17 protein-coding genes and 1 pseudogene are annotated in these 23999 nt (G+C 72.4%); 11 read left to right on the forward strand and 7 right to left on the reverse strand.

The genetic code is table 11. The annotated features are described in order from the left end of the window. Positions 1–51: 51 nt before the first annotated feature. On the forward strand, positions 52–1251 hold the full coding sequence (locus ACZ7LB_RS30495; protein WP_471472714.1) for an IS701 family transposase: 1200 nt from the start codon (positions 52–54) through the stop codon (positions 1249–1251). Between the two features lie 207 nt (positions 1252–1458). Here the strand turns inward: ACZ7LB_RS30495 and ACZ7LB_RS30500 are convergent, their stop codons facing one another. The 5 genes from ACZ7LB_RS30500 to ACZ7LB_RS30520 form a co-directional block, all read right to left on the reverse strand. Then, complete coding sequence (locus ACZ7LB_RS30500; protein ID WP_471472716.1) at positions 1459–3387, reverse strand: helix-turn-helix domain-containing protein; 1929 nt, start codon at positions 3385–3387, stop codon at positions 1459–1461. A gap of 931 nt (positions 3388–4318) precedes the next feature. Further along, complete coding sequence (locus ACZ7LB_RS30505) at positions 4319–5104, reverse strand: AfsR/SARP family transcriptional regulator (protein WP_471472718.1); 786 nt, start codon at positions 5102–5104, stop codon at positions 4319–4321. Between the two features lie 138 nt (positions 5105–5242). Continuing rightward, positions 5243–6016: an SDR family NAD(P)-dependent oxidoreductase gene (locus ACZ7LB_RS30510; protein ID WP_471472720.1), complete on the reverse strand. Its 774-nt coding sequence runs from the start codon at positions 6014–6016 to the stop codon at positions 5243–5245. Positions 6017–7031: 1015 nt separating this feature from the next. After that, entirely contained in the window at positions 7032–7646 is a 615-nt protein-coding gene (locus ACZ7LB_RS30515; RefSeq protein WP_471472722.1) for a ScbR family autoregulator-binding transcription factor, read from the reverse strand. Positions 7647–7842: 196 nt separating this feature from the next. After that, complete coding sequence (locus ACZ7LB_RS30520; protein ID WP_471472724.1) at positions 7843–12090, reverse strand: DEAD/DEAH box helicase; 4248 nt, start codon at positions 12088–12090, stop codon at positions 7843–7845. A gap of 745 nt (positions 12091–12835) precedes the next feature. On the opposite strand from ACZ7LB_RS30520, the gene ACZ7LB_RS30525 reads away from it, so the two are divergent. The 7 genes from ACZ7LB_RS30525 (at position 12836) to ACZ7LB_RS30555 (ending at position 20599) form a co-directional block, all read left to right on the forward strand. After that, a complete protein-coding gene (locus ACZ7LB_RS30525; protein ID WP_471472725.1) occupies positions 12836–14080 on the forward strand; it encodes a helix-turn-helix domain-containing protein in 1245 nt (414 codons plus the stop codon). 294 nt (positions 14081–14374) lie between these two features. Then, entirely contained in the window at positions 14375–15166 is a 792-nt protein-coding gene (locus ACZ7LB_RS30530) for a toll/interleukin-1 receptor domain-containing protein (RefSeq protein ID WP_471472726.1), read from the forward strand. Further along, on the forward strand, positions 15163–17148 hold the full coding sequence (locus tag ACZ7LB_RS30535; RefSeq protein WP_471472727.1) for a hypothetical protein: 1986 nt from the start codon (positions 15163–15165) through the stop codon (positions 17146–17148). Before ACZ7LB_RS30530 ends, ACZ7LB_RS30535 begins: the two co-directional genes overlap by 4 nt. After that, the gene (locus tag ACZ7LB_RS30540) at positions 17145–18494 is read left to right on the forward strand and encodes a hypothetical protein (RefSeq protein ID WP_471472728.1); all 1350 of its coding nucleotides are present in this window, start codon (positions 17145–17147) and stop codon (positions 18492–18494) included. The genes ACZ7LB_RS30535 and ACZ7LB_RS30540 overlap by 4 nt, the downstream gene beginning before the upstream one ends. 357 nt (positions 18495–18851) lie before the next feature. Next, complete coding sequence (locus ACZ7LB_RS30545; RefSeq protein ID WP_471472729.1) at positions 18852–19238, forward strand: CPCC family cysteine-rich protein; 387 nt, start codon at positions 18852–18854, stop codon at positions 19236–19238. Then, complete coding sequence (locus ACZ7LB_RS30550) at positions 19235–19966, forward strand: HEAT repeat domain-containing protein (RefSeq protein WP_471472730.1); 732 nt, start codon at positions 19235–19237, stop codon at positions 19964–19966. The genes ACZ7LB_RS30545 and ACZ7LB_RS30550 overlap by 4 nt, the downstream gene beginning before the upstream one ends. A 3-nt stretch (positions 19967–19969) precedes the next feature. Next, positions 19970–20599: a DUF6000 family protein gene (locus tag ACZ7LB_RS30555; protein ID WP_471472731.1), complete on the forward strand. Its 630-nt coding sequence runs from the start codon at positions 19970–19972 to the stop codon at positions 20597–20599. 17 nt (positions 20600–20616) lie between these two features. On the opposite strand, the pseudogene ACZ7LB_RS30560 reads toward ACZ7LB_RS30555, so the two are convergent. Together ACZ7LB_RS30560 and ACZ7LB_RS30565 are read right to left on the reverse strand one after the other, a co-directional pair. After that, positions 20617–21111: pseudogene (locus ACZ7LB_RS30560) on the reverse strand (CbrC family protein). A 105-nt stretch (positions 21112–21216) separates the two neighbouring features. Next, positions 21217–21573, reverse strand: coding sequence for a hypothetical protein (locus ACZ7LB_RS30565; RefSeq protein WP_471472732.1), 357 nt, complete (start codon positions 21571–21573; stop codon positions 21217–21219). Positions 21574–21669: 96 nt separating this feature from the next. On the opposite strand from ACZ7LB_RS30565, the gene ACZ7LB_RS30570 reads away from it, so the two are divergent. From ACZ7LB_RS30570 to ACZ7LB_RS30580, 3 genes are all read left to right on the forward strand, one after another. Continuing rightward, on the forward strand, positions 21670–22212 hold the full coding sequence (locus ACZ7LB_RS30570) for a hypothetical protein (protein ID WP_471472733.1): 543 nt from the start codon (positions 21670–21672) through the stop codon (positions 22210–22212). 120 nt (positions 22213–22332) lie between these two features. After that, positions 22333–22731, forward strand: a complete 399-nt coding sequence (locus ACZ7LB_RS30575) for a hypothetical protein (RefSeq protein ID WP_471472735.1) — start codon at positions 22333–22335, stop codon at positions 22729–22731. A gap of 240 nt (positions 22732–22971) precedes the next feature. Then, positions 22972–23931 (forward strand): ParA family protein, encoded by a 960-nt coding sequence (locus tag ACZ7LB_RS30580; protein WP_471472737.1) that lies wholly within the window; start codon positions 22972–22974, stop codon positions 23929–23931. The last annotated feature ends 68 nt before the right edge of the window (positions 23932–23999 follow it).

The following is a 23999-nucleotide window of genomic DNA, read 5'->3' on the forward strand; positions in this document are numbered from 1 at the left end:
ATGGTGAGTACGGCAGACACCGACAAGCGCCGCCCCACTGGCTGGAGCATCGTGAACACTTCCCTTCTCGGTACGGACCCCTCCGCTGACACCGTGGCAGTGCCCCACCAGCGCGCCCTCGCCGCCGGTGCCGACGTCTCCGACGACATGGTCGCCGAACTGTGCACCGCCCTGTTCTCCCTGCTGAGCCGAAGAGACCGCCGCCTGCGCGCGGAGCAGTACCTGCGCGGACTGCTGACCACCCCGGGCCGCAAGTCCATCCGCAACATCGCGGCCCATCTGGGCGGGGCGGCCGTGGAGCAGAGCCTGCACCACTTCATCACCAGCTCCGCCTGGGACTGGCTGCCGCTGCGCGTCGCCCTGGCCGACTACCTGGAGCACACCACCGCCCCGCAGGCGTGGGTGACCCGCCCACTGCACATACCCAAGGCGGGCCGGCACTCGGTGGGGGTCGAGGAGCACTTCGCGCCCCACCTCGGACAGGTCTTCCGGGGCCAGCAGGCGGTCGGCGTCTGGCTCGCCTCGCCCGAGCTGAGCGCGCCGGTCGACTGGCGGCTGGTCCTCCCGGAGCCCTGGATCAACGACCGGGAGCGGCGCGACCAGGCCGACCTGCCGGAGGGGATCGGGGCGGAGAGCACGGAGGAGTGCGCCGTGTCCGCCGTCGAGCGGATGGCGCAGCGGTGGAACATCCCGCGCCGCCCGGTCCTGATCGACCTGCGGCGGGGCGGTGTCGCCGCCGCGACCGGCCGGCTCGCCGCCGGCGGTGTGCACTTCGTCGCCCGGGTCAGCCCCTCCTACCGGGTGGCCGTCGCGGACCCGGCGCTGCCGGGCTACCGGGCCGGTTCGCTGCCCGCCCAGCGGATCCTGGAGGTGGTCAAGGGCATGCGCACCCCCGTCGCCTGGCGGGACGCGGCCCAGGGCAACACCCTGCGCACCACGCTGGCCGCCGCGGTGCCCGTGGCGCTGCCGGGCCACGCCGGGAACCGGCCCCGGCACCTGCTGCTCCTGGGCGAGTGGACCAACCCGGCCCGTCCGCCGTCCCGGCTCTGGGTGACCGACATGGCGCACCTGCCGGTCGGATCGCTGCTGCGCACGGCCAAGCTGGAGGACCGGGTGGACGCGGACCTCGCGCGCATCGGCGACCGGGCGGGGCTGCGGGACTTCGTGGGCCGCTCCTTCCGCGGCTGGCACCGGCACATGACGCTGGCGTCCGTGGCGCACACGGCGATGGCCCTGGGAGCCTCCGGCTGAGGCCCCCGGAGCGGCGAACCCGCCCCGGGACGGGGCGCGGCGCCGTACGGCGGGAGGGGCGTGACCGGAGGCGTCCCGTGCCGGTGGCCCGGAGACGCCGGGCGCCGTGGGCGCCGGGGCGGCCGGCAGCGGTGGTCCCGGACGATCGGCGCCGGTGGCCCGGAGGCGGCCCGTGCCGGTGGCCCGGAGGCGGTCGGCGCTTGCGGCTCAGAGGGGTTCGGCGACCGGGGAGCCGAGCCGCAGTACGGCCCTCATCCGGTGGACGCGCAGGGCGAGCTGGATGTCCAGCACCCGGTCGGGCCGCTGCCACTCGGGGCCGAGCAGCGCGGTGACCCGTTCGAGGCGGCGGGAGACGGTGTTGGGGTGGACGTGGAGCTCCTCGGCGGCCTTGCTGGGGCTGGAGCCCGTCGCGAAGTACGCCTCCAGCGTCTCGGTCAGCCCGGTGTCATTCCTGCGGTCGTAGTCGAGCACCGGTCCCACCGCGCTGCCGATGAAGCCGCCCACGTCCTGGACGTCGGACAGCAGCAGCCCCATGAAGCCGAGGTCGCCGAGGGACGCGGTGCTCCCGGTGGCGTCGAGGACGGTCAGGGCCTCCAGGCAGCGCACCGCCTCCGCCCGCAGCCGGCCCACGTCGCCCGGGTCGCCGCCGGGCCCGGCCGCGCCCACGGTGACCGGGTGGCCCAGCACCGCCGCCAGTTCGCCGCCCACGAACCGGGCGACCGCCGACGCGTCGGTGCCCGGCAGGAGCAGCATGATGCAGCCGTCCTGGACGGTCTTGAGCCCGGCGTGCCCGTGGGCGTGGGAGGAGGCCCACACGATGGCCCGGCCGTATCCCCCGCCCTCGGGCCGCACCGCCAGCAGGACGTGCGGCTCGGTGAGGTCGATGCCGATGGCGCTCAGCCGCTGTTCGAGGTGGCGGGCCCGCTGCGAGCCCCGGGACGGCAGGGCGAGGAGCGCGTTGAAGAGGGCGTCGTGCACCGGCGCCTCGGTGACCGCCGCGCCGCGCTGGAGGAGCAGTTGCAGCGCGAAGGTCTGCACGACCAGCCGCAGCATCTGCTGGTCCTCCCCCACCAGCGCCTGGGCGGGGCGCAGGACCACGAACCCCAGGTTCTCGGCACCGGCCAGGACGGGCGTGACCCAGGTGCCCTCGCCGTGCACCACGGGGGCGCGCCGGGCGTGCGCCTCCCAGGAGGTGCGGGCGATCCCGGCGTCGTCCAGGTCCGGCAGTTCGGCGGTGGCCGCCATGATCCGGCCCGCCGGGTCGCGCAGTTGCAGGGTGCTGTCCAGCGCGTCGGCGGCCGCCTGGGCCACGGTGTCCAGGTCGGCGCCGGACAGCAGCAGGCCCATCATGCGGCTCTGCGCGTCCCCGAGCTGTTCCAGCCGGGCCAGGGTGGTACGGGCGCGGAAGCCGTCCAGTTCGAGTTCGCTGACCTCGCTCCTGGCGTCCTGGAGTCGTTCCGCGCGTTCGATCGCCACCGCGCCGAGGGCGGCCAGCGAGCAGACCAGACCGATCTCGACGGGGCTGAGCCGCCGCACGCTGCGGGTGGCGCAGAACAGGACGCCCAGGGTGCTGTCGCCGTGGAACAGGGGCACCGCGAGCAGGGACTTGATGCCCTCGGCGCGGATGAACTCGTCCGCCTGGGGCCAGTGGTCCACGCTGGTGTCGCGGAGGTAGTCGGCGGTCCAGAGCGGGGCGCCCATGGAGAGGGCCTGGTGCCCGGGCCCGCCGTCCATCCGCGTCCCCGGCACGAGGGCGGTGGTGACGCCCTCGGCGGCGTGGAGGCTGAGGCTGCCGTCCTCGTTGAGCAGTCCGAAGCAGGCCAGGTCGGCGTTGATGATCCGCTTGACCCGCCGGGTGATGATGTGGAGCAGTTCGCCCAGGTCGTGGAGCTGGGTCAGGTCGCGCGCGGTGTCGACGAGGTCGGCGAGGGCCTCCTCGCGCTGGCGGCGCCGCTCCTGGGCGTTGTGGATGCCGTAGGCCAGTCTGACGGCCTGTTCGAGACGGAGCTGGTCGGCGGGGGTGCACTCCTGTCCCGCGCGTAACAGCAGTTCCTCGAAGCTCTCCAGAGGTGCCTCTTCGGCCAGAAGCCGAAGCACGGTGAGCAGGTCGAGGCGATGTATTTCTCCGTCGTCCACCCTGCCCGCCCCCCGTCGGCTGTGCGGCCCCCGTCGAACCTAGACAGTGCAAGATCGGCTAGTCAAGCGCCCTTTTCGTGCCAGTGACGGGGTCGACTTCGGCCGCGGCGCACACGGGCGGCGACGGGAAGGCCGCGTTCCGTCACCGCCGTCCGGGGTGTGCGGCGGGGGAACGAAGGCGGTGGCGGGGGCGGTCGACGGTCCCGCGGGGGTGCGGTTCCGGCCGTGTCGCCGACCGGGGGAGGAGAACGGAGGGGCACCGGCCGGGGGAGACGGGGTGGCGCGGGGCAGGGCCCGGATGCCGGGTCCCGGGGAGACGGCGGGGACCGCGGCGCGGCGTGCCGGGCGGACCGTTCCGGGTGCGGCGCCGGGGCGGTCGGCCTCCGGGCCGACGCCCTGGGGAGCGCCGCGCGGGACGGGGGACGTACGCGACGGCCTGCCGGGGGCGGGGTGCGCCGGCCGAGGCACGGAACCGCCGGGGACGACTCCCGGGGCGGGGCCGCCGCGCCGGGCAGGACGCCGGAGTACGCACGACCGGACGGCGAACGGCGGACGGCGGACGGCCGGACCGAACTGGACCGAACTGGCCGGGCGACAGGTGAATCGGACCGGTCGGCGGTCGTCCCGGCCGGTGGCCGGCAGAACCCGGTGGCCGGACGGGGAGCGCACCGCGGTCGGGCGGCGGACGCACCGGCCGGGTGGCGAACCCGGCGCGGGCGGCGGGCGGATGGCGCGGCGGGCGCGGCGGGCGCGGCGGGCGCGGCGGGCGCGGCGGACGGATGGCGCGGCGCGCACGGCGGGTGAGCGGCGCAGGGCTCGTACGGCGGGCCCTCGCCACGAGACGACGCGAGACGACGCGAGACGACGCGCGGCGCCCGCGCGGCGCCCCCGCGGCGGAGGCCCGCCGTCCGTCCCGGCGCCCGTCGGCGCGTCAGATCCGGTGCGTCCGGGGAACGCCGTGGGCGGCCGACAGACAGCGCGGGCGCTCGCCGCGCGTCGAGCGGTAGCCCTCGCCGCCGGGCACGACCCAGCGGGCGCTGAACGCCGGGGCGCCGCGCCGTCGGCGCAGATACCGCCGGATCACCTCGGGGTCCTGGCCGCAGTGTTCGAGATCCGCCTTCAGCTCGGCGTAGAGCGGGGCCGTCGAGTGGAACCGGGTGAGGACCCGGGCGAGGTCCGTGCAGAGCGCGCGCCAGCGGCCGAGCCGGAAGTCCGTCTCGATCCACCGGTCCACGGCCCGCTGCCAGGAGCCCGTGAGATGGGCCGACTGGGAGCGGAGATGGGGCCCCTGGGCGACGCCCGTGAAGGGGGCCGCCGTCCACAGGCCCAGGGCCTCCCGCAGCCACTTGCCGCCGAGTTCCAGGTTCCCCGACTCCAGCGCCCGGTAGCCCGCCCCGGCCATCCGCTCGAAGGACCTGGCGTCGCTGGTGCCGCCGCCGGTGTCGAGCCGGTACCCGCCGGGCACCCACACCAGCGCGTCCTCGGCGGACCGCTCACTGCCCGCCGCGCGCAGCACCGTGCCGATGTCGGACCGGAGTTGGTGGACGTGGGACTCCATCGCCCGCTCGGCGTCCGAGGGGGCGCCCCGGGGCCACAGCTCCTCGGCGATGGCGCAGGTGGGGACGACGCGGTCGGCCGACGCGGCGAGGAGGGCGAGCACCTGCCGGGGCATCGCCGCCGACGGTGAGACGGGCAGCCCTCCCTCGTGCGCCGTCATGCCTCCGAGCACCCTCAGATCCATTCCGTCGCCCCTCCACCGTCTCATCCGGCATCGACCACCAGAAGAATAACATAATGATTTTTTTTCTTACAGAATTCTGCGCCCAACACCCCTTCCTCACAAGGCTGTTGGTTTTCACACGGCGCTGCATCCTCCGTCCACGGGCATCGCGGCCCCGGTGACGAACGAGGCCTGGTCGCTGCAGAGCCAGAGCGCCGCCCGGGCCACCTCCTCCGGATCGGCGAGACGGCGCTGGATGGCCCGGGCCGAGGCGGCCTCCTCCAGCCCGGGGTTCCCCTCCATCGCCTCCTCCACCAGTTCGGTCCGGGTGATGCCGACCATCAGCGCGTTGACCCGGATGCCGCGCTCGCCGTACTCGGCCGCCGCCGCCCGGGTCAGCCCGAGCACCGCGTGCTTGGCCGCCACGTAGGGGGCGACGGCACCGGTGGCGAACGACCCCGCCGTACTGGACGTGTTGACGATCGCGCCGCCGCCCTGCCGCAGCATGACGGGGATCTGGGCCTTGAGGCAGTTCCACACGCCCCGCACGTTCACGTCCATGATCCGCTCGAAGACGGCGTCGTCCGTCTCGTGGAGCGGCGCCCCGAAACTCCCCCAACCCGCGTTGTTGAACGCCCCGTCGAGCCGCCCGTACTCCGTGACCGCCGCGGCCACGGCACCCCGCACGTCCCCCGGCGACGTCACGTCCCCCGGTGTCACGAGGGCACTGCCCCCCGCGGCCCCGATCTCCGCCGCCAGCGCGCGCAGCCGGTCCCCGCGCCGCGCCATCACCGCCACCGCCGCTCCCTCGGCGGCGAACAGCCGGGCCGCCGCCGCCCCGACCCCGCTGGAGGCCCCGGTGACCATCACGACCTTGCCCCGGAGCAGCCCCTGCCCGGACTCCACCACGGTGTTCCCCTCTCACCCGTCGACCGCGCGGTGCCGGGCCGTCCGGACGCCGCCGGACGGAGCCCCGGGCGGCGGCCGACCACCATCCGCTCTCCTCCGGGCCGGGCCCCACCGCTCCGAGGACCCCGGCCGCCCCGGCCCGACGGCCGGGTGTCACCCAACGCGCACCACCTGCGCGGGCCCGCGCACCACCGGCAGGGACCCCTGCGCCACCGACGACCCAACGCGCCCCGGTGGCGCGTCCCGGCCCGCGCGACCGGACGCACCGCCGCACGGCAACGCCGTACCGCACCGCCGTGCCGTACGCCGTCGGCGCACCGCTTCCGCGTACCGCCGCTCCGTCGCGGCCCCGCTTCCCGCTACCGTTCCGTACCGCGGCTCCGCGCGGTCACCGCGCCCCGCCGCGTCGTACCGCTCCTCCGTATCGTGCGGGCCCGGTAGGGCGGATGCCCGCGTCCGCGGCCGGAATTCCCCGAGAGTTCCACGGAGTACTCCTTCCCGTCACGCGCGGAAACCGTGCCGGGGCACGCCCGGGGACCGGGGCGGAGGACGCCTCGGGAGCACCGCGCCACGGTGCCCCGGGCCACCGGCTCGCCGGTTCGCCGGTCCGCCGGTTCGCCGGTTCGCCCCGGGAGGCTCACGGGACCCGCCTGCCCGGCCGACGGCGTCCCCGGCCGGCCGGAGCCGCGGCGACGCCGCGGGCTGGGGCCTCTCGTTTGGATCAGGCCGGGCTCGCGGGCCCTGGCACCGCTCCCTGATCCGGCCTGACCCAAACCAAAGACCCTAACTCCCGCACGTCCGACGGGCCCCGGACCCCGGGCGGACGTCCGGCGTCCGACGGGCCCCTGCCCTCAGGTGGCTCCCGTGCACCCCGGCGGGGGAACCGCCCGTCACGGGCACCGTCCCCGGCGCCGGGAACGCCCCGCGACCGCTCCCGCCCGTGCCGCTCCCGGACCCCGCCCCCGGCGCGCGGACCCGCCGCGGCCCCCGGGACCACGTCCTCCGCGCCGCCCGCTCACCGGGCCGCCCCCCGCTCCTCCCCCACCACGATCCGCGCGGCGGCCTCGGGCGTGGCGATCGCCGGCAGCAGGCACCGCCACATCTGGGCGATCCGGTTGGCGAGGTCGCGATGGGCGGACTCCAGCCGGGTGTGCATCTGCGCGCCGGTGCAGGCGCTGACGACGAGCCGCGCGAACGCCTCCAGATCCGCGTCCTCCCTCACCTCCCCGCGCTCCCGGGCGACCCGGAGGTCGGCGAGCACGATGCCCAGCCACTGGTCGTGGGAGTTCTGCTCGTGCGGGACGAAGTTCTCCTGCTCCATCATCAGCCGCGCCCCGGCCAGCAGGATGGGATCGTCCGCCAACTGCCTTGCCCAGGTGAGGGTCACGTCGATCACCCGCTGCAACCCCTCGGAGGGGCAGGCCGGTACGACGAGGTCGGGCTGCCCGGCGGCGATCACCCGCGCCAGGTCCCCCTTGGACTTGAAGTGGAAGTACACGGCGCCCAGCGTCAGTCCCGCGTGCTCGGCGATCCGGGCCACGCTGGCCCCGGCGTAGCCGCACTCCGCGAACACCTCCGCCGCCGCGCGCAGCACCGCGTCCCGCGTCCGCGCCGCCCTCTCCTGTTTCACGGTCCGTACCGCCACACTGCCCCCCGGGCTCGGAACCCCTCCGACGAGAGAGAGCTCATCGTCTGTTCACCGTACGAAAGAACCGCGAAAGAACTCAGAACCACCCACGCTACACAACGGCCCCCGCGAGGGGCCGGGGTCCGGGGGACTCTCCCCGCCCCCCGCGGCCGGAAGACGCCCCCTCGCGGCTCCGGCCTCAGCGCTCCGGCGACCACCTCTGGATCAGCTCGTGCCGCGCCAGGTCCCCGAAGTAGCGGTGCTTCGACCAGACGTCGAAGTCGCCGATGACGATGAGGCGCCGACGGGCCCGGGTGACGGCGACGTTGAGGAGGTTGGGCTTCTGGGCGGCCCAGTTCCTCGACCCCACCTGTCCGGCGCCGGTGCCCAGGACCAGGATCACGATGTCCGCCTCCTTGCCCTGCGTGGTGTGGACCGTGCCGTAGCGCCTGGCGGCGAGCGTGCCGCCGACGACCCGGCCGAGGCCGTGGACCACGTCGCGGAACGGGCTGATGACGAAGACGGCGTCGTTCAGTCGGCGGTCCCGCGCCGCGGCGTGGTCCTCCCCCGGCGGAACCCCGGAGGTGTCTGCAGGCGGTGCCTCCCCGGTGGGCGGGCGCTCCTGCCGGAGCGCCTCGTCGACGCGGGCGCGGATCCGGTCGAGGGTGGCCTCCAGGGCCCTCCCCTCGCCGGGGTTCCACTTCTCCTCGCCGGGCAGGGCGGGGACGTCCCACCACACGCTGCGCTGCGCGAGCGGGAAGTCGTCCTGGTCCCGGTGCACCCCGTAGACCATCATCCCGTCGTAGGCGATCGTGTTGCTGACGTCGAACATCAGCCGGTCGCAGCGGCGGTGCACCCGCAGCGGCGAGCCGAGCCAGATCTCCTCGCCCTCCTGGTCCTTCAGCCAGGTCCCGTACGGGGTGACGCGGTCGGCGAGGGACTGCACGGAGGCGGCGGCGGGGGCCCAGAGCCGGTCCACCCCGAAGTGCCCCGCCAGGCGCTGCTGGCCGGTCCACGGGAGGGTGACCACGGGTTCGAGTTGCAGCGGGTCGCCGACGACGACGGCGCGGCGGGCCCGCCAGAGGGCGCCCACCACCTCCTGCGGCGCGGCCTGGCCCGCCTCGTCGACGAACAGCCAGCCCAGGGCCTCGCCGCCCAGCCGGGAGAACATCCGGCCCATCGACGCGAAGGTCGTCGAGACCGCCGGGACGACCAGGAACAGCAACTGCCAGGCGGCCAGCACGGTTTCGTCGTCCAGATCGGCCGGGACCTGGCCCTTGACCACCTCCATCACGGCCTGCAGGCTCCGGCGCATGCGGTCGGGCGCGGTGGCCAGCAGCGCGCGGTGCAGGTCCAGGGCGGCGAGGAAGAGTTCCGAGCGCGCCCCGGCGAACTCGGCGTCCATCCAGGGCGCCGACTGCTCGCGCACCTCCATCGCCGGGCGGTCGTCGGGCTCCGCCAGCCACTCGGCTCCCGGCACGCGGTCGCCCCACCGCTCCCGGGCGGCGGCCAGCCGGTGCCGCTCGGCCTCCGCCTCGCGCCGCCGCAGGTCCACCTGCCGTCCGGCCTCGGTGACGGCCGCGGCCCGGCGCGCGCGGGCCCGCTCGCCGTCGGCCAGCCGGCCCCGGACGCGTTCGAGGGCGTCCAGCGCCCGCTCCAGCTCGCCCCGCGCGGTGCCGAGGGCGGCGTGCCGTGCCTCCCGGGAGGACCGCAGGCCGGTGAGGCGGGCGTGCGCGGTCTCCACGTCCGCGCTCAGGGGGAGCCGCCCGGTCTCCCAGCGCCGCGCCGCCTCGCGCGCGAACAGCCTCCCGAACAGGCCGGGGCGGGCCGCGTCGTGGGCGCGGAGCACCCACTCCGCCGACCTGATCCCCTCCTCGCCGCCGCGGACAGCGGCCTCGGCCCCGTCGAGCCGGTCGCGCTCGGCGGCCAGGGCCTCCCGGCACCGGGCGTGCTCGTCGCGCAGCCCGGCGAGTTCGGCCTCCGTACGGTGCTGCTCCCGCTGGAGGAGGAGCACCGCGTCACGGGCCGCGGCCTCCCGGGCCAGCAACTCGTCCAGGCGGGGGTCGGGCCCGGCGAGCCGGTCGCGGAGGTCCGCGATCTCCTGCCGCTCCCCGGCCAGCGCCCGCACGCGGTCGCGGGCCCGGGTGAAGCGCCGGACCGCCTGCCTCCAGGTCCCGCTCCCCAGCGGGGGCGCCCCGTCGGTGCCGGGGGCGGCGGTGGTGCCGGGGGGCGTCGTGCCGGGGGATCCGGTGGCGGGCCTCCCGGTGCCGGGGGGCGTCGTGCTGCCGCGGGCCGCCGAGCCGGGAGGCGTGGCCGCGGGGGGCCCGGCGCCCGGCCGCCTGGCGCCCGGCACCCTCCCGCCGGGGGTCCTTGTGCCGGGGGCCCCGGTGCCGGAGGCCCCGGCGCTCGGGCCGTGGGCGCCGGGGCCCGTGCCGCCGGCGGTCCGCGAGGCGGCGGACAGGTGGTCGCCCTGCATCTGCAGGAGCTTGTGGAGGCCCAGCAACGGGCCGCCCGCGCCCGTCTCCGGCTCCGCCCGGCCGCCGCTCTTGGGCCGCTCGCCCCACCAGAAGCGCTGGACGAAGTCCGAACGGTTGCCGCGCCGCCCCAGGCGCGCGGCGATCGCGCCCCAGGCGTCCTCCCCCAGCGCCAGGCTGGCCGGACCGGCGAGGTAGTCGGCGCGTCCCCGCCAGGCGCCGCCGATCGCGTGCGCGCCCGGGACCTCCAGGGCGACGTTCTCCACCGCCCCGTTGTTGGACGAGGCGATCACGATCTCGAAGCCGGTGAGTTCGGGGATCAGGGGATGGATGGTGCGCGGATAGCTCTTGCCCGCGGTCTCCTCCGTGCGCCAGGTGTGCGGCGTCGGGGCGAAGGCGTCCTCCGGACGCCTCAGCTCCGCCAGCCGTTCGGCCCGCCGGACCACCAGGGCCGCGATCAGATCGCGCAGCATGGTCGTCTTGCCCGTCCCGGGCGGCCCGTTGACGGCGTAGAGGCCGCCGGCGTCCTGCCCGAGGTCCGCCAGGATGCGGTTGACGGCGAACTGCTGGCTGAGCACCAGCGGCTTGTCGGTGTCCGCCGGCCAGCGGCCCAGCGGCATGTCCGACGGGCGGACGCCCTCCAGCACGACCTCGGGCCGGCCCCGCACGTCGAGGCGTTCCCCCACGTCGAGACCGTCCTCGGAGCGCAGGTAGTCCAGCAGGGCGGTGCCGGCCCCGCCGCTCTCCACGACACCGGCGATCCGTTCCAGGTCGTCGGCGTAGAAGCTGTTGAGGAAGACGTCGCCGTTGGTCTCGTCCGCCTTCCGGGCGGAGACCTGATAGCTCTTGATCCGGATCGCGTCGGGCGTGAGGGCCCCGGCGACGCCGAGCTGCTCGGCCGTCCAGCGGGTGATGGCCGCCAGGTCGAAGACGTCCAGGACCTTGGTGCCCACCTCGGGCGGGGGCCCCTCCGGCTCCGTCTCCTCCTCCGGCGCCCCGCCGCCGTCCGTCCGGGCCCCGCCGTCGTCCGAATCCTGACCGGGGGCCGTGCTGTCGGCCCGGGTGCGGTCGGAGGCCGCGCCGTCGGCCGGGATACGGCCGGGGGCCCGGGCGCGGTCGGAGGACGTGCCGTCGCCCGGGGTACGGCCGGGGCCCGTGCCGTCGGCCGGAGTGCGGGCGGGGAACGTGCCGGCGGCCGGAGTGCGGGCGGTGAGCCGGGCGGCGGCGGAGTCGATCAGTTCACCGCCGACCTCCTCGATCGCCGTGGCGGCCATCGGCCCCGCCACGGGGCCCAGCCCGGCGCCCACCGCACCGGCCGCCACGCCGAGCCCGCCCTTCGCCGCGCTGACGACGAGACGGGACATCAGCCCCGCGACCGGACCGAGCCCCTCCCCCGCCGCACCGGGACCGGCCCCCGTCCCCGCCGTGCCGGCGCCGGTCGCGGGCCGCCGGTCGACGCCGACCTTCCCGTCGCCGAGGTCCAGCAGCCGTCGCAGCAGGAGCGCGCCGCACTCGTCGAAGCCGGCCAGCCACTCGTCGTCGCCGGGCCCGGGTGCGAGGGTCCGCCCGACGGCCCAGGCACAGGAGGACAGGGTGGCGCTGTCCTTGATCAGCATGCCGTCCTGGTTCACGGTGAAGCACAGCACGGCGCTGTCCCCGCCGCTCCGGCCGTCGAGGTCCCGCTCGGACTCCGGGGCCCGGAACGCCTCCAGCAACACGTCCCGCACCTTGTCGACCCGGAAGATCCCGGCGTAGACGGTGTGCTGCCACACGGCCCCCGGGCGGGACCGGACCCGGCCGAGGGGGGAACCGGGCTCCCAGGGCAGCGGACGGTCCGCGCCCACGGCGAAGAGGTGCTTGCGCGGATTCACCGGATCGACCTTCGGCGGGCTGAAGTACTCGACGGCACGCCAGAAGCGCAGCACCCGCGCCTGCCGCCGCCGCTCGGCCGCCACCCGCCGGACCGCCCCCATCCGCCCCCCTGAGATCGCCGACCGCAGGCACGGTAACAGAGGCGAGAAGGGCCAACGGCGGTTGCGGGAAGACTGGTTGGGAAGCAACCGCCGGGACGCGGCCGGTGGATACGCCGCCCACCGGGACGCGACCGGGGAAGGTTGATGGTCCCCTCCCGGTCACTGCGGAGCCTCGGTTGAGCGGACGCGGACCACGTCGAGGCCCAGGAACTCCACGGCTGGTGACAGCAGAAGGTCCCCGAGTCCGTTCCGGTGGCCAGGTCGACGGCGGCCGCCTGCCGGGCTGCCAACAGCCGGTCCAGGCCACCATGACCCGCGTCCCTCTCCGATGCCGTCGGTGGCCCCGGTCGATCGGCGCTGCGACGGTCGGCACGCCTCGCCCCATCGCCCGGGCATCCCTCCCCGGTCGACAACGGCGGCTGCGGTGCCGAAGCACCTCTCGGACGTTCGCGTCCCCGCCGTTCCAACGACAGACGCCTCGCCGCCCCTTCCGAGCATGGCCGGAGTCCAGCCACGGGCCGGGAACCATCGGGATCGAGCGGTACGGAAAGAGGCAACGGGCAACCCTGCGGAACCCCGATTCCCCGGGCGCATCTCGTGTCAGACTCGCTCTCAGATGCGAAGCGCAAAGGCTCCGCACGGGCAGGTCCTCCCCGTCGGCCTTCTCATCCCCCGACGACCGGCGAACGAAGGTTCTCCGTGAAGGCGATCTGCTCATGCGGCCGCTGCCCAAAGGAGGTCAACGATGGGTACGACTCGACACTTCGGCCCAGAACTACGCCGTTTACGACAGGAGGCGGGGCTCAGCCTGACCGAGTTCTCCGCAGCGCTCACCTACGACAAGGGACACCTCAGCAAGGTCGAACGGGGGGAGCGTTCAGCGTCCGTCGAACTGGCGCAGCGTTGCGACGCCTTCCTGGGTGCGAACGGCGAACTCCAACGCCTCGTCACCCGCCCCAGGACCGAGTCGGGGGAGACCGGGGCCCCGGCTCCTCCCGATCTCCGACCCATGGGGCGCCGTGACGTCCTGTCGGCGGGCGCGGGTGTCCTGGTCGACCTGGGACTGCCGCGCGGGGTTCGTCCGGCCTCCGCCATCGGCGCCCTCCTCCCCTCTCTCCGCGTGCAGTTCGACCAGTTGCGCGGGCTCGGCCAGTCCGCCGCGCCGACGGTCCTGCTGCCGCTGCTGGAGACGCAGACACGCATGGTCGCCGGGCTGGCTGCGGACACCCCGTCAGGACAACGGGCAGCCGTCCTTCTACTTGCCTCACGATTCGCGGAGTACACCGGTTGGATCGCCCAAGAGGCCGGGATGAGCAGCGCGGCACTCGCCTGGACCGGGGAGGCCACGGAGTTGGCCCGCGCCGGAGGCGATACGCACCTCGGCTCCTACGCCTTCGTGCGCCGTGCCCTGGTCACGCTCTACGACGGGGACGCGGCAGGTACCGTCGCTCTGGCCCGCCGGGCCCAGAGCCACGCACTCCCTCCCCGCATCCGGGGACTCGCCGCCCAACGGGAGGCACAGGGGCATGCGCTCGCCGGCAACGAGCGGGACTGCCTCCGCAGCCTCGACAGAGCGCGGGATCTGCTCGACAGCCACGACACCAGCGGTGCCGACCATCCCGTGATCGGCACCACTCATGTGAGCGATCCGGCGGCGATGACGACCGGCTGGTGCCTGTACGACCTCGGTCGCCCCAGGGCAGCGGCCGAGCTTCTCGACCGTGAGTGCCGCCGCCTCCCGCCGCACGCGCTACGGACCCGTGCACGGTACGGCTTCCGCAGCTCCCTGGCGCACGCCGCGTCCGGAGAGGTCGAGCACGCCTGCGCGATCGCCGGCGAGCTCCTGGACGTGCTGCCGGCCGTGCCCTCCGCGACGGTGAACACCGATGTCCGGCGTCTCGCACGGGAACTCTCCCGATTCCCGACCAGCCGGGCCGTCCACCGGCTTCAGCCGGCTCTGGCCCGGGCACTGGCACCCACGCACGGCTGACACCGCCTCCGCCGCACGGACTCGAGTCCACCGGACAAGAATCCGCTCTCCCCTCCGGGATCTTCCACAGGACGCGTCGCGTCCCGCTCTGCCCCCACCATCCCACCGACTCCGTCGCGCTGCCCGCTTCCAGGAGACGCCAGTCGGTGCCCTCCCCTTCACACTCCTGACCCGGACATGTGGTGCCACCGGGTGTGCTCCGGCTCCGCTGCCCGCGGCCAGGCACCCGCCCGGCCCATCTGCCCCGCGCGCTCACCAGCGCATCCCCCGCACTCCACCCTGAAGGGAACATCCATGCCCGATGTCTTCATCAACTACCGCACAGGCGACGAGGAATCCGCAGCAGCCATGATCGACAGGGAGCTCGCCCGGCGATTCGGACGTGAGCGCGTCTTCTTCGCCAGCAGTTCGATCGAACCCGGACACCGCTACCCCGCGGAGCTGGAGAGGGCGGTGGAGGAGTGCGGAGCGCTCCTCGCCGTGATCGGACCGCGCTGGACGGGGGTGCTGGGTGCCGACGGCCGCCCCGCCCTCGAGAACGAGCGGGACTGGACCCGTCATGAGATCCGGGTCGCGCTGGAACGCGGGATCCTCGTGATTCCCGTGCTCGTCGGCAAAGCCACGCGGATCGACCACACCGCTCTCCCGGACGACCTGCTGGAGCTGGCGGACTGCCAGTACAAGCGATTCGACCACCGCAACCATGAGGCGGACCTGGTGGCGCTCGGCGACGCGTTGGCACGCCTGCTCCCCGATCTGGGCCAGGAGGACCGCGACGCCCGGACGACGCCGGACCACGAGGAAGCGGAATCCCGCGGTGACTCGGCACGCGACGCCGGGCACATCAGGATGCGGGCGCGTGATGTGAGTCAGCGGGTGAACGGTGGCATCGGAAACCTCAACGGAGACCTCGGCACCTTCGTCAACGAGCCGCAGGGACCCGTGAACACCGGCAGGGGTCCCCAGTACAACGCCCCCCACTTCCAGGGCGACAACACCGGGGTCCAGTTCACCGCGGGCGACAACAGCGGCACGGTCCATCAGCGCTTCGAGCGCGAGCGCCGGCGTCCGGACGACGGACGATGAGCGAGGGGGACCACGTCACCGTCACCGATCCCCAGGGTCCGGTGAACAACGGCCCGGGACCTCAGTACATCCACTACGGCGGGGGTCCGGACTGGATGATCCGCAAGGGCATCGATTCCCTCCGGATCGCCCGGGAGGACCGGGTCCGTCTGGCCGACAGGTTCGCTCGTCCGGCCGGATACCGCCTCGCCGCCGACCAGCTGGAGAAGCCCGGATCGGTGGTCCTGCTGGAGGCGGAGCCCGGGAGCGGTCGCCGCGCGGCGGCCATCATGCTGCTGCACGAGGTCGGCGAGGAAGGAAGGGTGGGTGAACGGGGGGCCCGGTTCGATGAGCTATCCCTCTTGGAGAAGGAGGGCGATCCGTTCACTCCGAGTTCGGGGGACCGCTTCCTCATCGACCTTTCCGGCGTAGCCGATGAAGATCACTACTCCCAGGAGCTTCGTCGTGTGACCGCCTGCCGGTCCGGGGTCCAGAGGGCAGGGGCCCACATGGTCGTGGTCCTGCCCTCGGGCATGAGGCACGCCCGCTCGCCGGAACTGGAGCCGCACACGGTGCGGCTGAGGCGCCCCCGGGGAATCACCGTCGTCACGCGACACCTCCGAATGGAGCGGATGACCTTCCGATCGTCCGATCTGATGCGCGCCGATCTCCAGCACCTGTGCGATCAGTCTCCTATGCACGAACTGGCTCGGCTGGCACGGCTGGTGGGGAGCGCAAGGGACAGCGGCCGGTTCGGCGGCGACTTCACCGACTGGCTCGGCCAGGCGCTGCACGCCGTGACCGACCGCGCAGAGGAAGTGGCTCATCAGGTGAGGACGGTTCGCACCGCACCCGAGCGAGGACTGCTGCTCGCGACGGCGATGTTCGAGGAGTCGCGCGCCGACACCGTCCACGAAGCGTGGCTCGGGCTGATGAGAGCGGTGAAACACGAGGAGGAGACGACGACCGAGCTTGAGCGAACGGATTTCGGGGAGCACCTGAGGAAGCTCGAGGTCGAGCGGGACCCGGAAGGGCGGCTCCGGTTCCGGCAACTGGCCTACGCCGAGGCAGTACGGACGTACTTCTGGACGAATTTCCCCTCGATGCGCGAAAGCCTCAGGAACTGGATCGGTCACGCCACCGCGCTCCGCGGCCTGACCACGGACGACCGGGTCAACGTCGTTGTCCGCTTCGGCGAACAGTCCCTGGCCGCCGGCCGACCCGACCACCTCTTCAGCCTGGTGGTCCGCTGGGCGGACAACGCGCCCCGCGGGTTCCGTGATCCACGGGCCCTGGCGGGCTGCGAACTGGGGCTCGGTCACGAGAGATTCGGCGGTTGGTTCCGCGATCGCATCTACAAGTGCGCGACCGGCGGCCCGTTGTCCGACGGCCTCATCCGCGTCCTGACCGCCGCGTGTCTCCAGGGACTCAGCGCGACGCACCCGGATCTGGCGATCGTACGGCTCCATCACCTCGCCGTCCGGAAGGAGAACGCGGCACTCGAGGCCAAGGAGGCACTGCTCGCACTCGTCCACCGGAAGCGCAGTCTCCACCGGCTGCTGGTCAACCGCCTACGGGTCTGGAGCGGCCGGGAGCCCGAGGAGGCGGAGCCGCATCTTCGTCTGCTGACGGAAGTGCTGGGGAGCGACAGGACACCGGATCCTCCGCCGTGGCCGGACCTGTTCCGGGGCTGGGAGACGGTCTTCGCCCAGATGCCGACAGACCTTTGGAACCCCCTGGTGAGCAGTTGGCTGAATGCCGTGGCCGACGACGAGGAACGGAAGATGGCACTGGGCGTGATGGTGGGAGCGGCGCATGGCCGGCCCATCGCCCTCCACCGCCTCTACAGCATCGCCTGCGAGTGGGCCGGCGCCGGACACCATCCGTCCCGGGCGGCCGTCGCCGCTCTCTTCTGGCAGCACATCGACCAGGCGCAGTCCATCCGCACAGAGCCTACGGAGCGGGCGGGAAGCGGATCGCCGACGACGGAAGAGGAACGATGAAGCACCGTATTCCCCGACTGCTGTTCGTCGCTCTCTGCGGCGCCGCTCCGGCCGTACTCGGCGGCCTCCTGCACTGGTCGGCATGGCTGTGGGGCTTCATGTGCATGGTCACAGCCTCGGGTTCGCTACTGCTCGCGATGACGGTTCTCAGCAGGAACCCTGCGACGGCCGATCCCTACGAGCCAACGGAACCCGAGCCTCCCACAGCGCCGGTCGAGCGCCCCTACGCGGAGACACGGGTGGTGGACGCGACCGTCCCGAGCGCGACGGAGGGTTACGACTTTCTCTTCTCCGCCACTGTGTGGTGGAAACCCATCCCCGACCACGCCGACTGGTCCACCGGCGCCACCCCGGCCCTCGCCGTGTCCTCGGTAGTCAACCGGGCGCTGGGCATCGTCCAGCACGAGCAACCCGACCGGGCGAACTTCGCGCGGTACCTCCTCGAAGGCGAGCTGAGCTCTCCGCTTCCCGACCGGAGCGGACGAGTGAGAGCGCTGGCGGTCGATGTCACCCTCACCCTCGCCCCCGCCGACCGCGAGCGCCTGCGCAGAAGGAACGAGCTCCGGAAGGACGAGGAGCTCTGGGAACACGAACGTCAGCACGAGCGAAACAAGCGGCGCTACCTGGGTGATGACGTACTCAAGAGCGCGGGCAGCGCTGTGGTGTGGTGGCTGGCACGTCACGAGGACGACATCGAGAAGGCGGTCTCCATGATCGGCCCTCTGGCCCAGATCGCGGCTGCGGCCAAGGACGAGGAAGTGCCCGAGATCTTCCGGCATCTGCTCGTCCCGCCCGCGCACCCGGGCAACAGGGCGACCACGGAGGGCCCGTTGTGGAACGGAACCGGCCACGAGGAAGGCCCCTTCGACCGCGAGGAAGAGGCGGGCGTCACGGAAGGCCTGCTCCTGCTGATGGCCGCGGCAGGTCTGAAGCCCGATACGGACGAGTACACCGTGCTCGTGCACCGCTTCACGCGGGCCCTGGAAGCAGCCGGGCTGCCCGAAGCCGCCGAGGAGATCAGGCGAGACCTTCTGCGGACGGCCGACAAGGACGACGGACCGGAGGATGGGCCGACGGGCGGGGAAGGCCCCTCAGTCCCCTGGTCACCGCATTCGCCCTCCCCCGGTCGGCCCCCGTTCTCCGAGGCAGGCGCACCTCCGGCTGAAGGCGGGGGAAGCCACACAGGCCAACAGGACCCGTCGAGCGAGGGCGAGGGCGAGGGCGAGGGCGAGGGCGAGGGCGAGGGCGAGGGCGAGCGAGTATCCCCGCACTTCTGGGACGCCTCGCACAGCCCCCACCGGCCCACCACACCCCGCACACGGGACGAGGGCGACGGCCACCACTGATCCGACGGACGGAGGCTCCGGCGACCCTCCTCACGCGGGACGCGGTGCTGACCGTCCCACCGTGATCGGTACCGCCAAGAACCGAGGCCTCCCCGAAATACCAAGGCTCCTCCTGCCTCACACGCCCGCGGGGTCGGCGAAGCGGCACCGGATCACCACTCACACGTTGAAGCGGAACGTCTGCGGCCAGATTCCGACCTGCGGAGCGCCGTACCGGAATCTGATCTGGGATTCCTCGTTGGCCTGCGTTGGCTCCCGACGGTCGTTTACGGGTGTTCTGCGGACTGGCCGCGGACCGGCCGGGCGGAGGCCGAGAAAGCCGTGGCGCACCGGCAGGCCGGCAAGGACACTGCGCAGGTGAGCGACTCCTGCCCCTGCCCGTGCTGCGGGCACCGCGTGCTGGACGCGATGCCCGGCTCGTACGAGATCTGCCCCGTCTGCTTCTGGGAGGACGACGGGGTCCAGTTCCGCTGGCCGACCATGGCTGGCGGGGCGAACAAGGTCTCCCTGATCGAGGCCCAGCGGAACTACCAGGACTTCGGCGCCTGCGACGAGCACGGCCGGCGGTTCGTCCGCTCGCCTGCCGAGGACGAGCCGCTCGACCCCGCCTGGCGACCCATCGATCTGACACGCGACTCCTTCGAGGAGTGGGCAAGCGAGAACCGCTCCCCGTGGCCCGACGACCACTCGGTGCTCTGCTGGTGGCTGCCCACCTTCTGGCGCCGGGACCACTCCGCGTCATGACCTCCCACATCGAGACACTCGTCCAGCAGCTCGACGGCAAGGCCGACGAGTCCTACGACGCCCGCGCGGAGCTGATCCGCATCGGCGCCGGCGCCATACCTGCCGTGGTCAACGGCCTGCCTTCCCTCGGCGGCTTCGGTCAGCTGACCGCCATCGAGGTCTTCGAGGAGGTGGGCGATCCCCGTTGCGGCCCCGCTCTCATCGGCCTGCTGGACAGCGACAACCCGACCGTCCGCGAATGGGCGGCCATGGCCCTGGCGAGCCTGGAGATCGACGGCGCCATCGAGCTCCTGCGCCGCGCCTATCGCGCCTGCCTGGAACGGGCGGCGCCACCCGACTGGAGCGAGCCGGAAGGCATCCGCTGGGCCCTGACCGAACTCGGCGCCCGCGCCCCTGTCGTCCCACCGCTCACCACGCGCCTACGAGCCTCCACTGCGGACGACGCCCCTGGCTGGCCCTCAACCCACCTCACCGAGATCATCAACGACCTGGCCGACCACGCCCAGGTGATCCTCTACTCCCAGTTCTGGCAAGTGGACGCCGGCGGCACGTACGGCGTCTCCGGCCCCGACCTGAACCGGGAACTCGACTGGACCGCGCCCTGGGAGCACCTGGTCGAGGAATCCCGCACCTGGTCCCTGCTGGAAGCCTCAGAAGCCCCCACCGGCGACGACATCTTCATCGCCCCCACTTGGATCGACCGTACCGACCTGTACCCGGAGAGGTGACCGATGCCGTCCCAGCACCCCAAGGAGATCGGCTACGGCCATGTGGTCGAGAGCTACGTGACGAGGACGTATGGGGGCCTCCCGCGCTACCTCGTACTGAATGGAGGGCGGTTCCTGGGTCCCCGGTGGTGGTACACCACACGCTTCACCCGGCACCTGATCGCTGACGCCGCCGCGATCAACGACGAGGAACTGGAAGCCCTCCTCGGGCGCGAATGGCGCTCGCGTCTCACCGCCGCCTGGCTGATCGGCGTCGACCGCCGCGAACGGTTCCGGACACGCATCGGCGACCTGCTCCTGGCCAGCGAGGTCTGCTACTCCGGCAGCGCCTACTGCTTCGCCCTGGCCCGCTTCGGCACCCACGCCGACGCCGGGATCCTCACCACCTACCTCGACCACTACCTCCCCCGCACCGACCTCCACTACGACCAGCCCGCCGCCCTCGGCGCCCTCCTCCGCCTCGACGCCGTCCTCGGCACCCACCACGCCGACCGCTTCACAGAGCCCGACGGCCTCTGGGAAGAGTGGGTCAAGGGCGTGGGACGCCTCGGATACCCCAGCTACATCCCCACCGAACAGCGCCACTGGGCGGACGTCCAGTGCGAGTTCGCCAACGATTGGTCCCGGCCATAGCAGCCGTCCGACTGCGGCTACGTGAAGTTTGCGTACGCCATGTGTCGGCCGCACGTGCGGCACATGAAGAGGTGGCCCGTGTGCTGACTGTCCTTGTCCAGAGCACCCAGACAGCTCTCCATCGCCTCGACAGACCACCCCCACGCGCTAACCTCGCCGCGCAGCGCCTGCAGGGCATCCGGGAAAATGGCCGGCTCGGCCATCCCGACCGCCCCCAGGAACACCGCGCCAAAACCGCAGTGGAAAAACCACTGCGGGTCCTGCCAGGAGGAGAAGCCCGGCGTACACGCATCGACGGACATCACGACCTCAAGCGGGACATCGTCCCCGATCGGGTCACCGATGAAGTGCGCGTCGTACTTCGCAGCTGCGCTGCCATCCGCGATGCACTACGGGCACAGCAGGATGGAAAGTTCCTCGACCGCGTACACCGGGCCCGTGTAAATGAACCCCCGCGCCCTCCCGCAGCAAAGGCACGTCGTGCTGGACTCAACGACCGCCCCGGTCGCCAAGGGGTCGGGGTGTTAGGGAAAACCGGCCAACTCCTCGGACATGCCGGTCACGCTACCTGCGCACAAGGCCGTGCCGGACTGCACCCGCCCTCGGTCCGATGGCGGTCACGGCCGCAGCAGCCGAGCCTGCGGGTCATAGCAAACGAGCCCCATCGATGCCGCTAGATCGGCGGCGTAGGCCGAAGCCTCCTCGGCCATGCTGTCCCGCATCGGGAAGTAGATGAACGGCCCGGACGCCTCGCCGATCAACGGCCCCGTCGACCAAGGGGAGGTGTCCTCCTCGTCCTCCGTGAGATCCGCCCACCGCGCCAAGAGCCCAGCAACGTACTCCGCGATACGCGGGGAGGGTGGAAACTCTTCCTCCGTATCGATGTAGCGGTCGTACATCTGCGTGAGGACCTCGCCCGCGATCACATGGTCAGCAGGCTTACTCCCTTCCCACACCGCCAGGTCGTAACTCATGGCCGAACTGTGCCACGCCCTACTGACAGCACCGGCTGGCGTCGACCAGCAGGCCAGCCGCACCAGACGTCCGACCGCGCTGTTACGTTCCGTCCCATGACCGCATCGGACGACCTGCTCCGCCGGATCGAGCGGGATCCTTCCCTTTCCACCGCGCTCGCCTGGCATGGCGATTTCGACGTCGAGCGCCGGGATCCTGTTGAGGACCTCGCCCTTCCCGCCGGGATCCCCCTACACCCGATAGCCGGCTGCGGAGCCGGCGGCACATACTTCCTGTGTGGGGAAGCCGGGGCCGAGGAAAGGCCCGTCCTGTACGCCGGCTCAGAGGGCCAGGCCACTCTGATCGGCGCCGACCTCGTCGAGGCCATCACTCTCATTGTGGTGCTGCCCTTCTGGCGCGACCTGGCAAGGGGTTTCACGATCAGCCGGCTGGGGGCGGACCTCCGAGCCGACCACCCCGACTTCAACACCGAGCGCGACCGCCTTCTGCACGCCCTCGGACTCGCCCCCGCCTCGGAGGAGGAAGCCATGGCCCGGCTACGAGCCATAGCAGCACGCACGGCTCCGAACCACGTACCGCACGTTCCGGACGACGAACACCTGCCGTACGAGCTCCTTTTCGGGGACGGCCTCGGATAGCGTCACCTCCCCTTGGGTGGAGGTGTCAGCAGTGCTCCCTTCGCTGCGACGCAGTCCGCCGGTGTGCCTCCGATCGCTTCCTCCGCGCCCTGAGCTGCTCTCATGGGAGTAGAGGTTGGGGTGGGGGACCTGATCAGGAGCTACGCAGGGCTCCGCGACAGCGCTGCCGGACTAGACGACTCCGCAGCCCGCCTGTTGCAGTTCTACAGCGTGGAATGCGGCCTGAAGGCGGCGATCCTCGGCAAGAACGGAGCGAATGCCCACGGCACTGCAGACCTGGACCCGCAGCTGCGTACACATGATCTGAGGGCCCTTGCTAAGGCGCTCAACCTCAGTGCCGAGACAATAGGCCAGTTGGCTGGCTGTCGTCGACGACACGACGAACGGAGCCGAGTGGAACAGCATCAACTCCACGAGGCTTGGCGCTATGGCGCCGCGCTGCATGGGGATGACGAGAAAGCTGCGGACGCCGCGTTGAGCAGCCTCAGCGAATGGTGTCGAAGGGAGCACAAGCGGTGACCGTCAAGGAGGGCCTTCCGGCTCCGAGCCACCTCTACACGTGGGTTGATGTCGACGAGCACTTCGCCAAGCTCGCAGCACGGGGTGAATGGGAACCCTGGCTGCTCGAGGTCGATGCCTACTGGGACAGTGTCGAATTCACCGTAGCCGAGGGCACCGACCCACCCCGAAGCTGTGTGGGCCTGGCTTGCCGAGCGGCTTGGCCCCCTGACTGTGGATGTGGGACGCCAAGCAATTCTCTTGGAATCCCTTGAGGACGAACGCAACGAGGATGCCCTCGCGGTCCACCTGCGCTCAGCGACAGAACTCAACGAGGTGACCAGGCAGCCCCGCTGGAGCGAGCGGCGTATCGTGCGGCAACTGGCAGAGGGCCTGCCCGAACCCGAGGCCGAGTCCTTCCCAAACGGTGTGCGAATCTGCGCCTTTCACTCCTTCAAGGGCGGAGTCGGACGCACCCTGCACTGCGTCGCACTGGCCCGTGAGCTGGCTGAGCGGGGCGCCGACGCCGTAGGGAGAAGTCGCCGAGTACTGCTGGTCGATGCCGACCTTGAGGCGCCGGGCATCAGCTGGATGGTCGCTGCTCAGGGAAGCCGACTCGATTTCGCGCTGGACGACTTCCTCGCGCTGCTGCACGGTTCTACAGGCAACGACCGCGGCCGGGCCATTGCAATGGCCCGAAAGTTCCTTCTCAACCAAGAGCAGGACGGCATCGTCGTCCTGCCCACCACCCGGGACGCCGTCCGGGTCGGACCTCCCCGAATCCAGCCGGTGGACCTGCTCACGCACAACAAACCGCCGTACATCCTGACCGAGGCACTAGCGGAACTGGCTCACTCCGTCGGGGCAGACACTGTTCTGATCGACCTAAGGGCCGGCACCAGCGAACTCAGCGCGCCAATCCTTCTCGACCCCAGAGTGCACCGGGTATTTGTAACCACCATCAGCGATCAGTCAGTCCAGGGCACAACGAATCTGCTGCACCACCTGGCTCACCGTGCCCCGTCTCGGCGATCGACGGATCCAGCTTGCGCTGTGCTGCTCACCCAGTTTCAACAGAAGGAGCACAGCGCGGAGTTGTCCGAAGCGGCGGCAACTCTAATGGAAGCAGTCGCTCGAACGATCGCTTCGCCACCCGATGCTTCCAGTGAGGGCGGTGATGAACTGCGTTCCCCACTAGGGCCTGTCTTCAAAGGCCGCTGATGGGGCATCATATGGCGCATGGTGCGGCGACATGAGCTCTCGGACGAAGAGTGGGACGTTCTGTCGGG

The sequence above is a fragment of the Streptomyces sp. NPDC107521 genome (genome assembly GCF_055598485.1).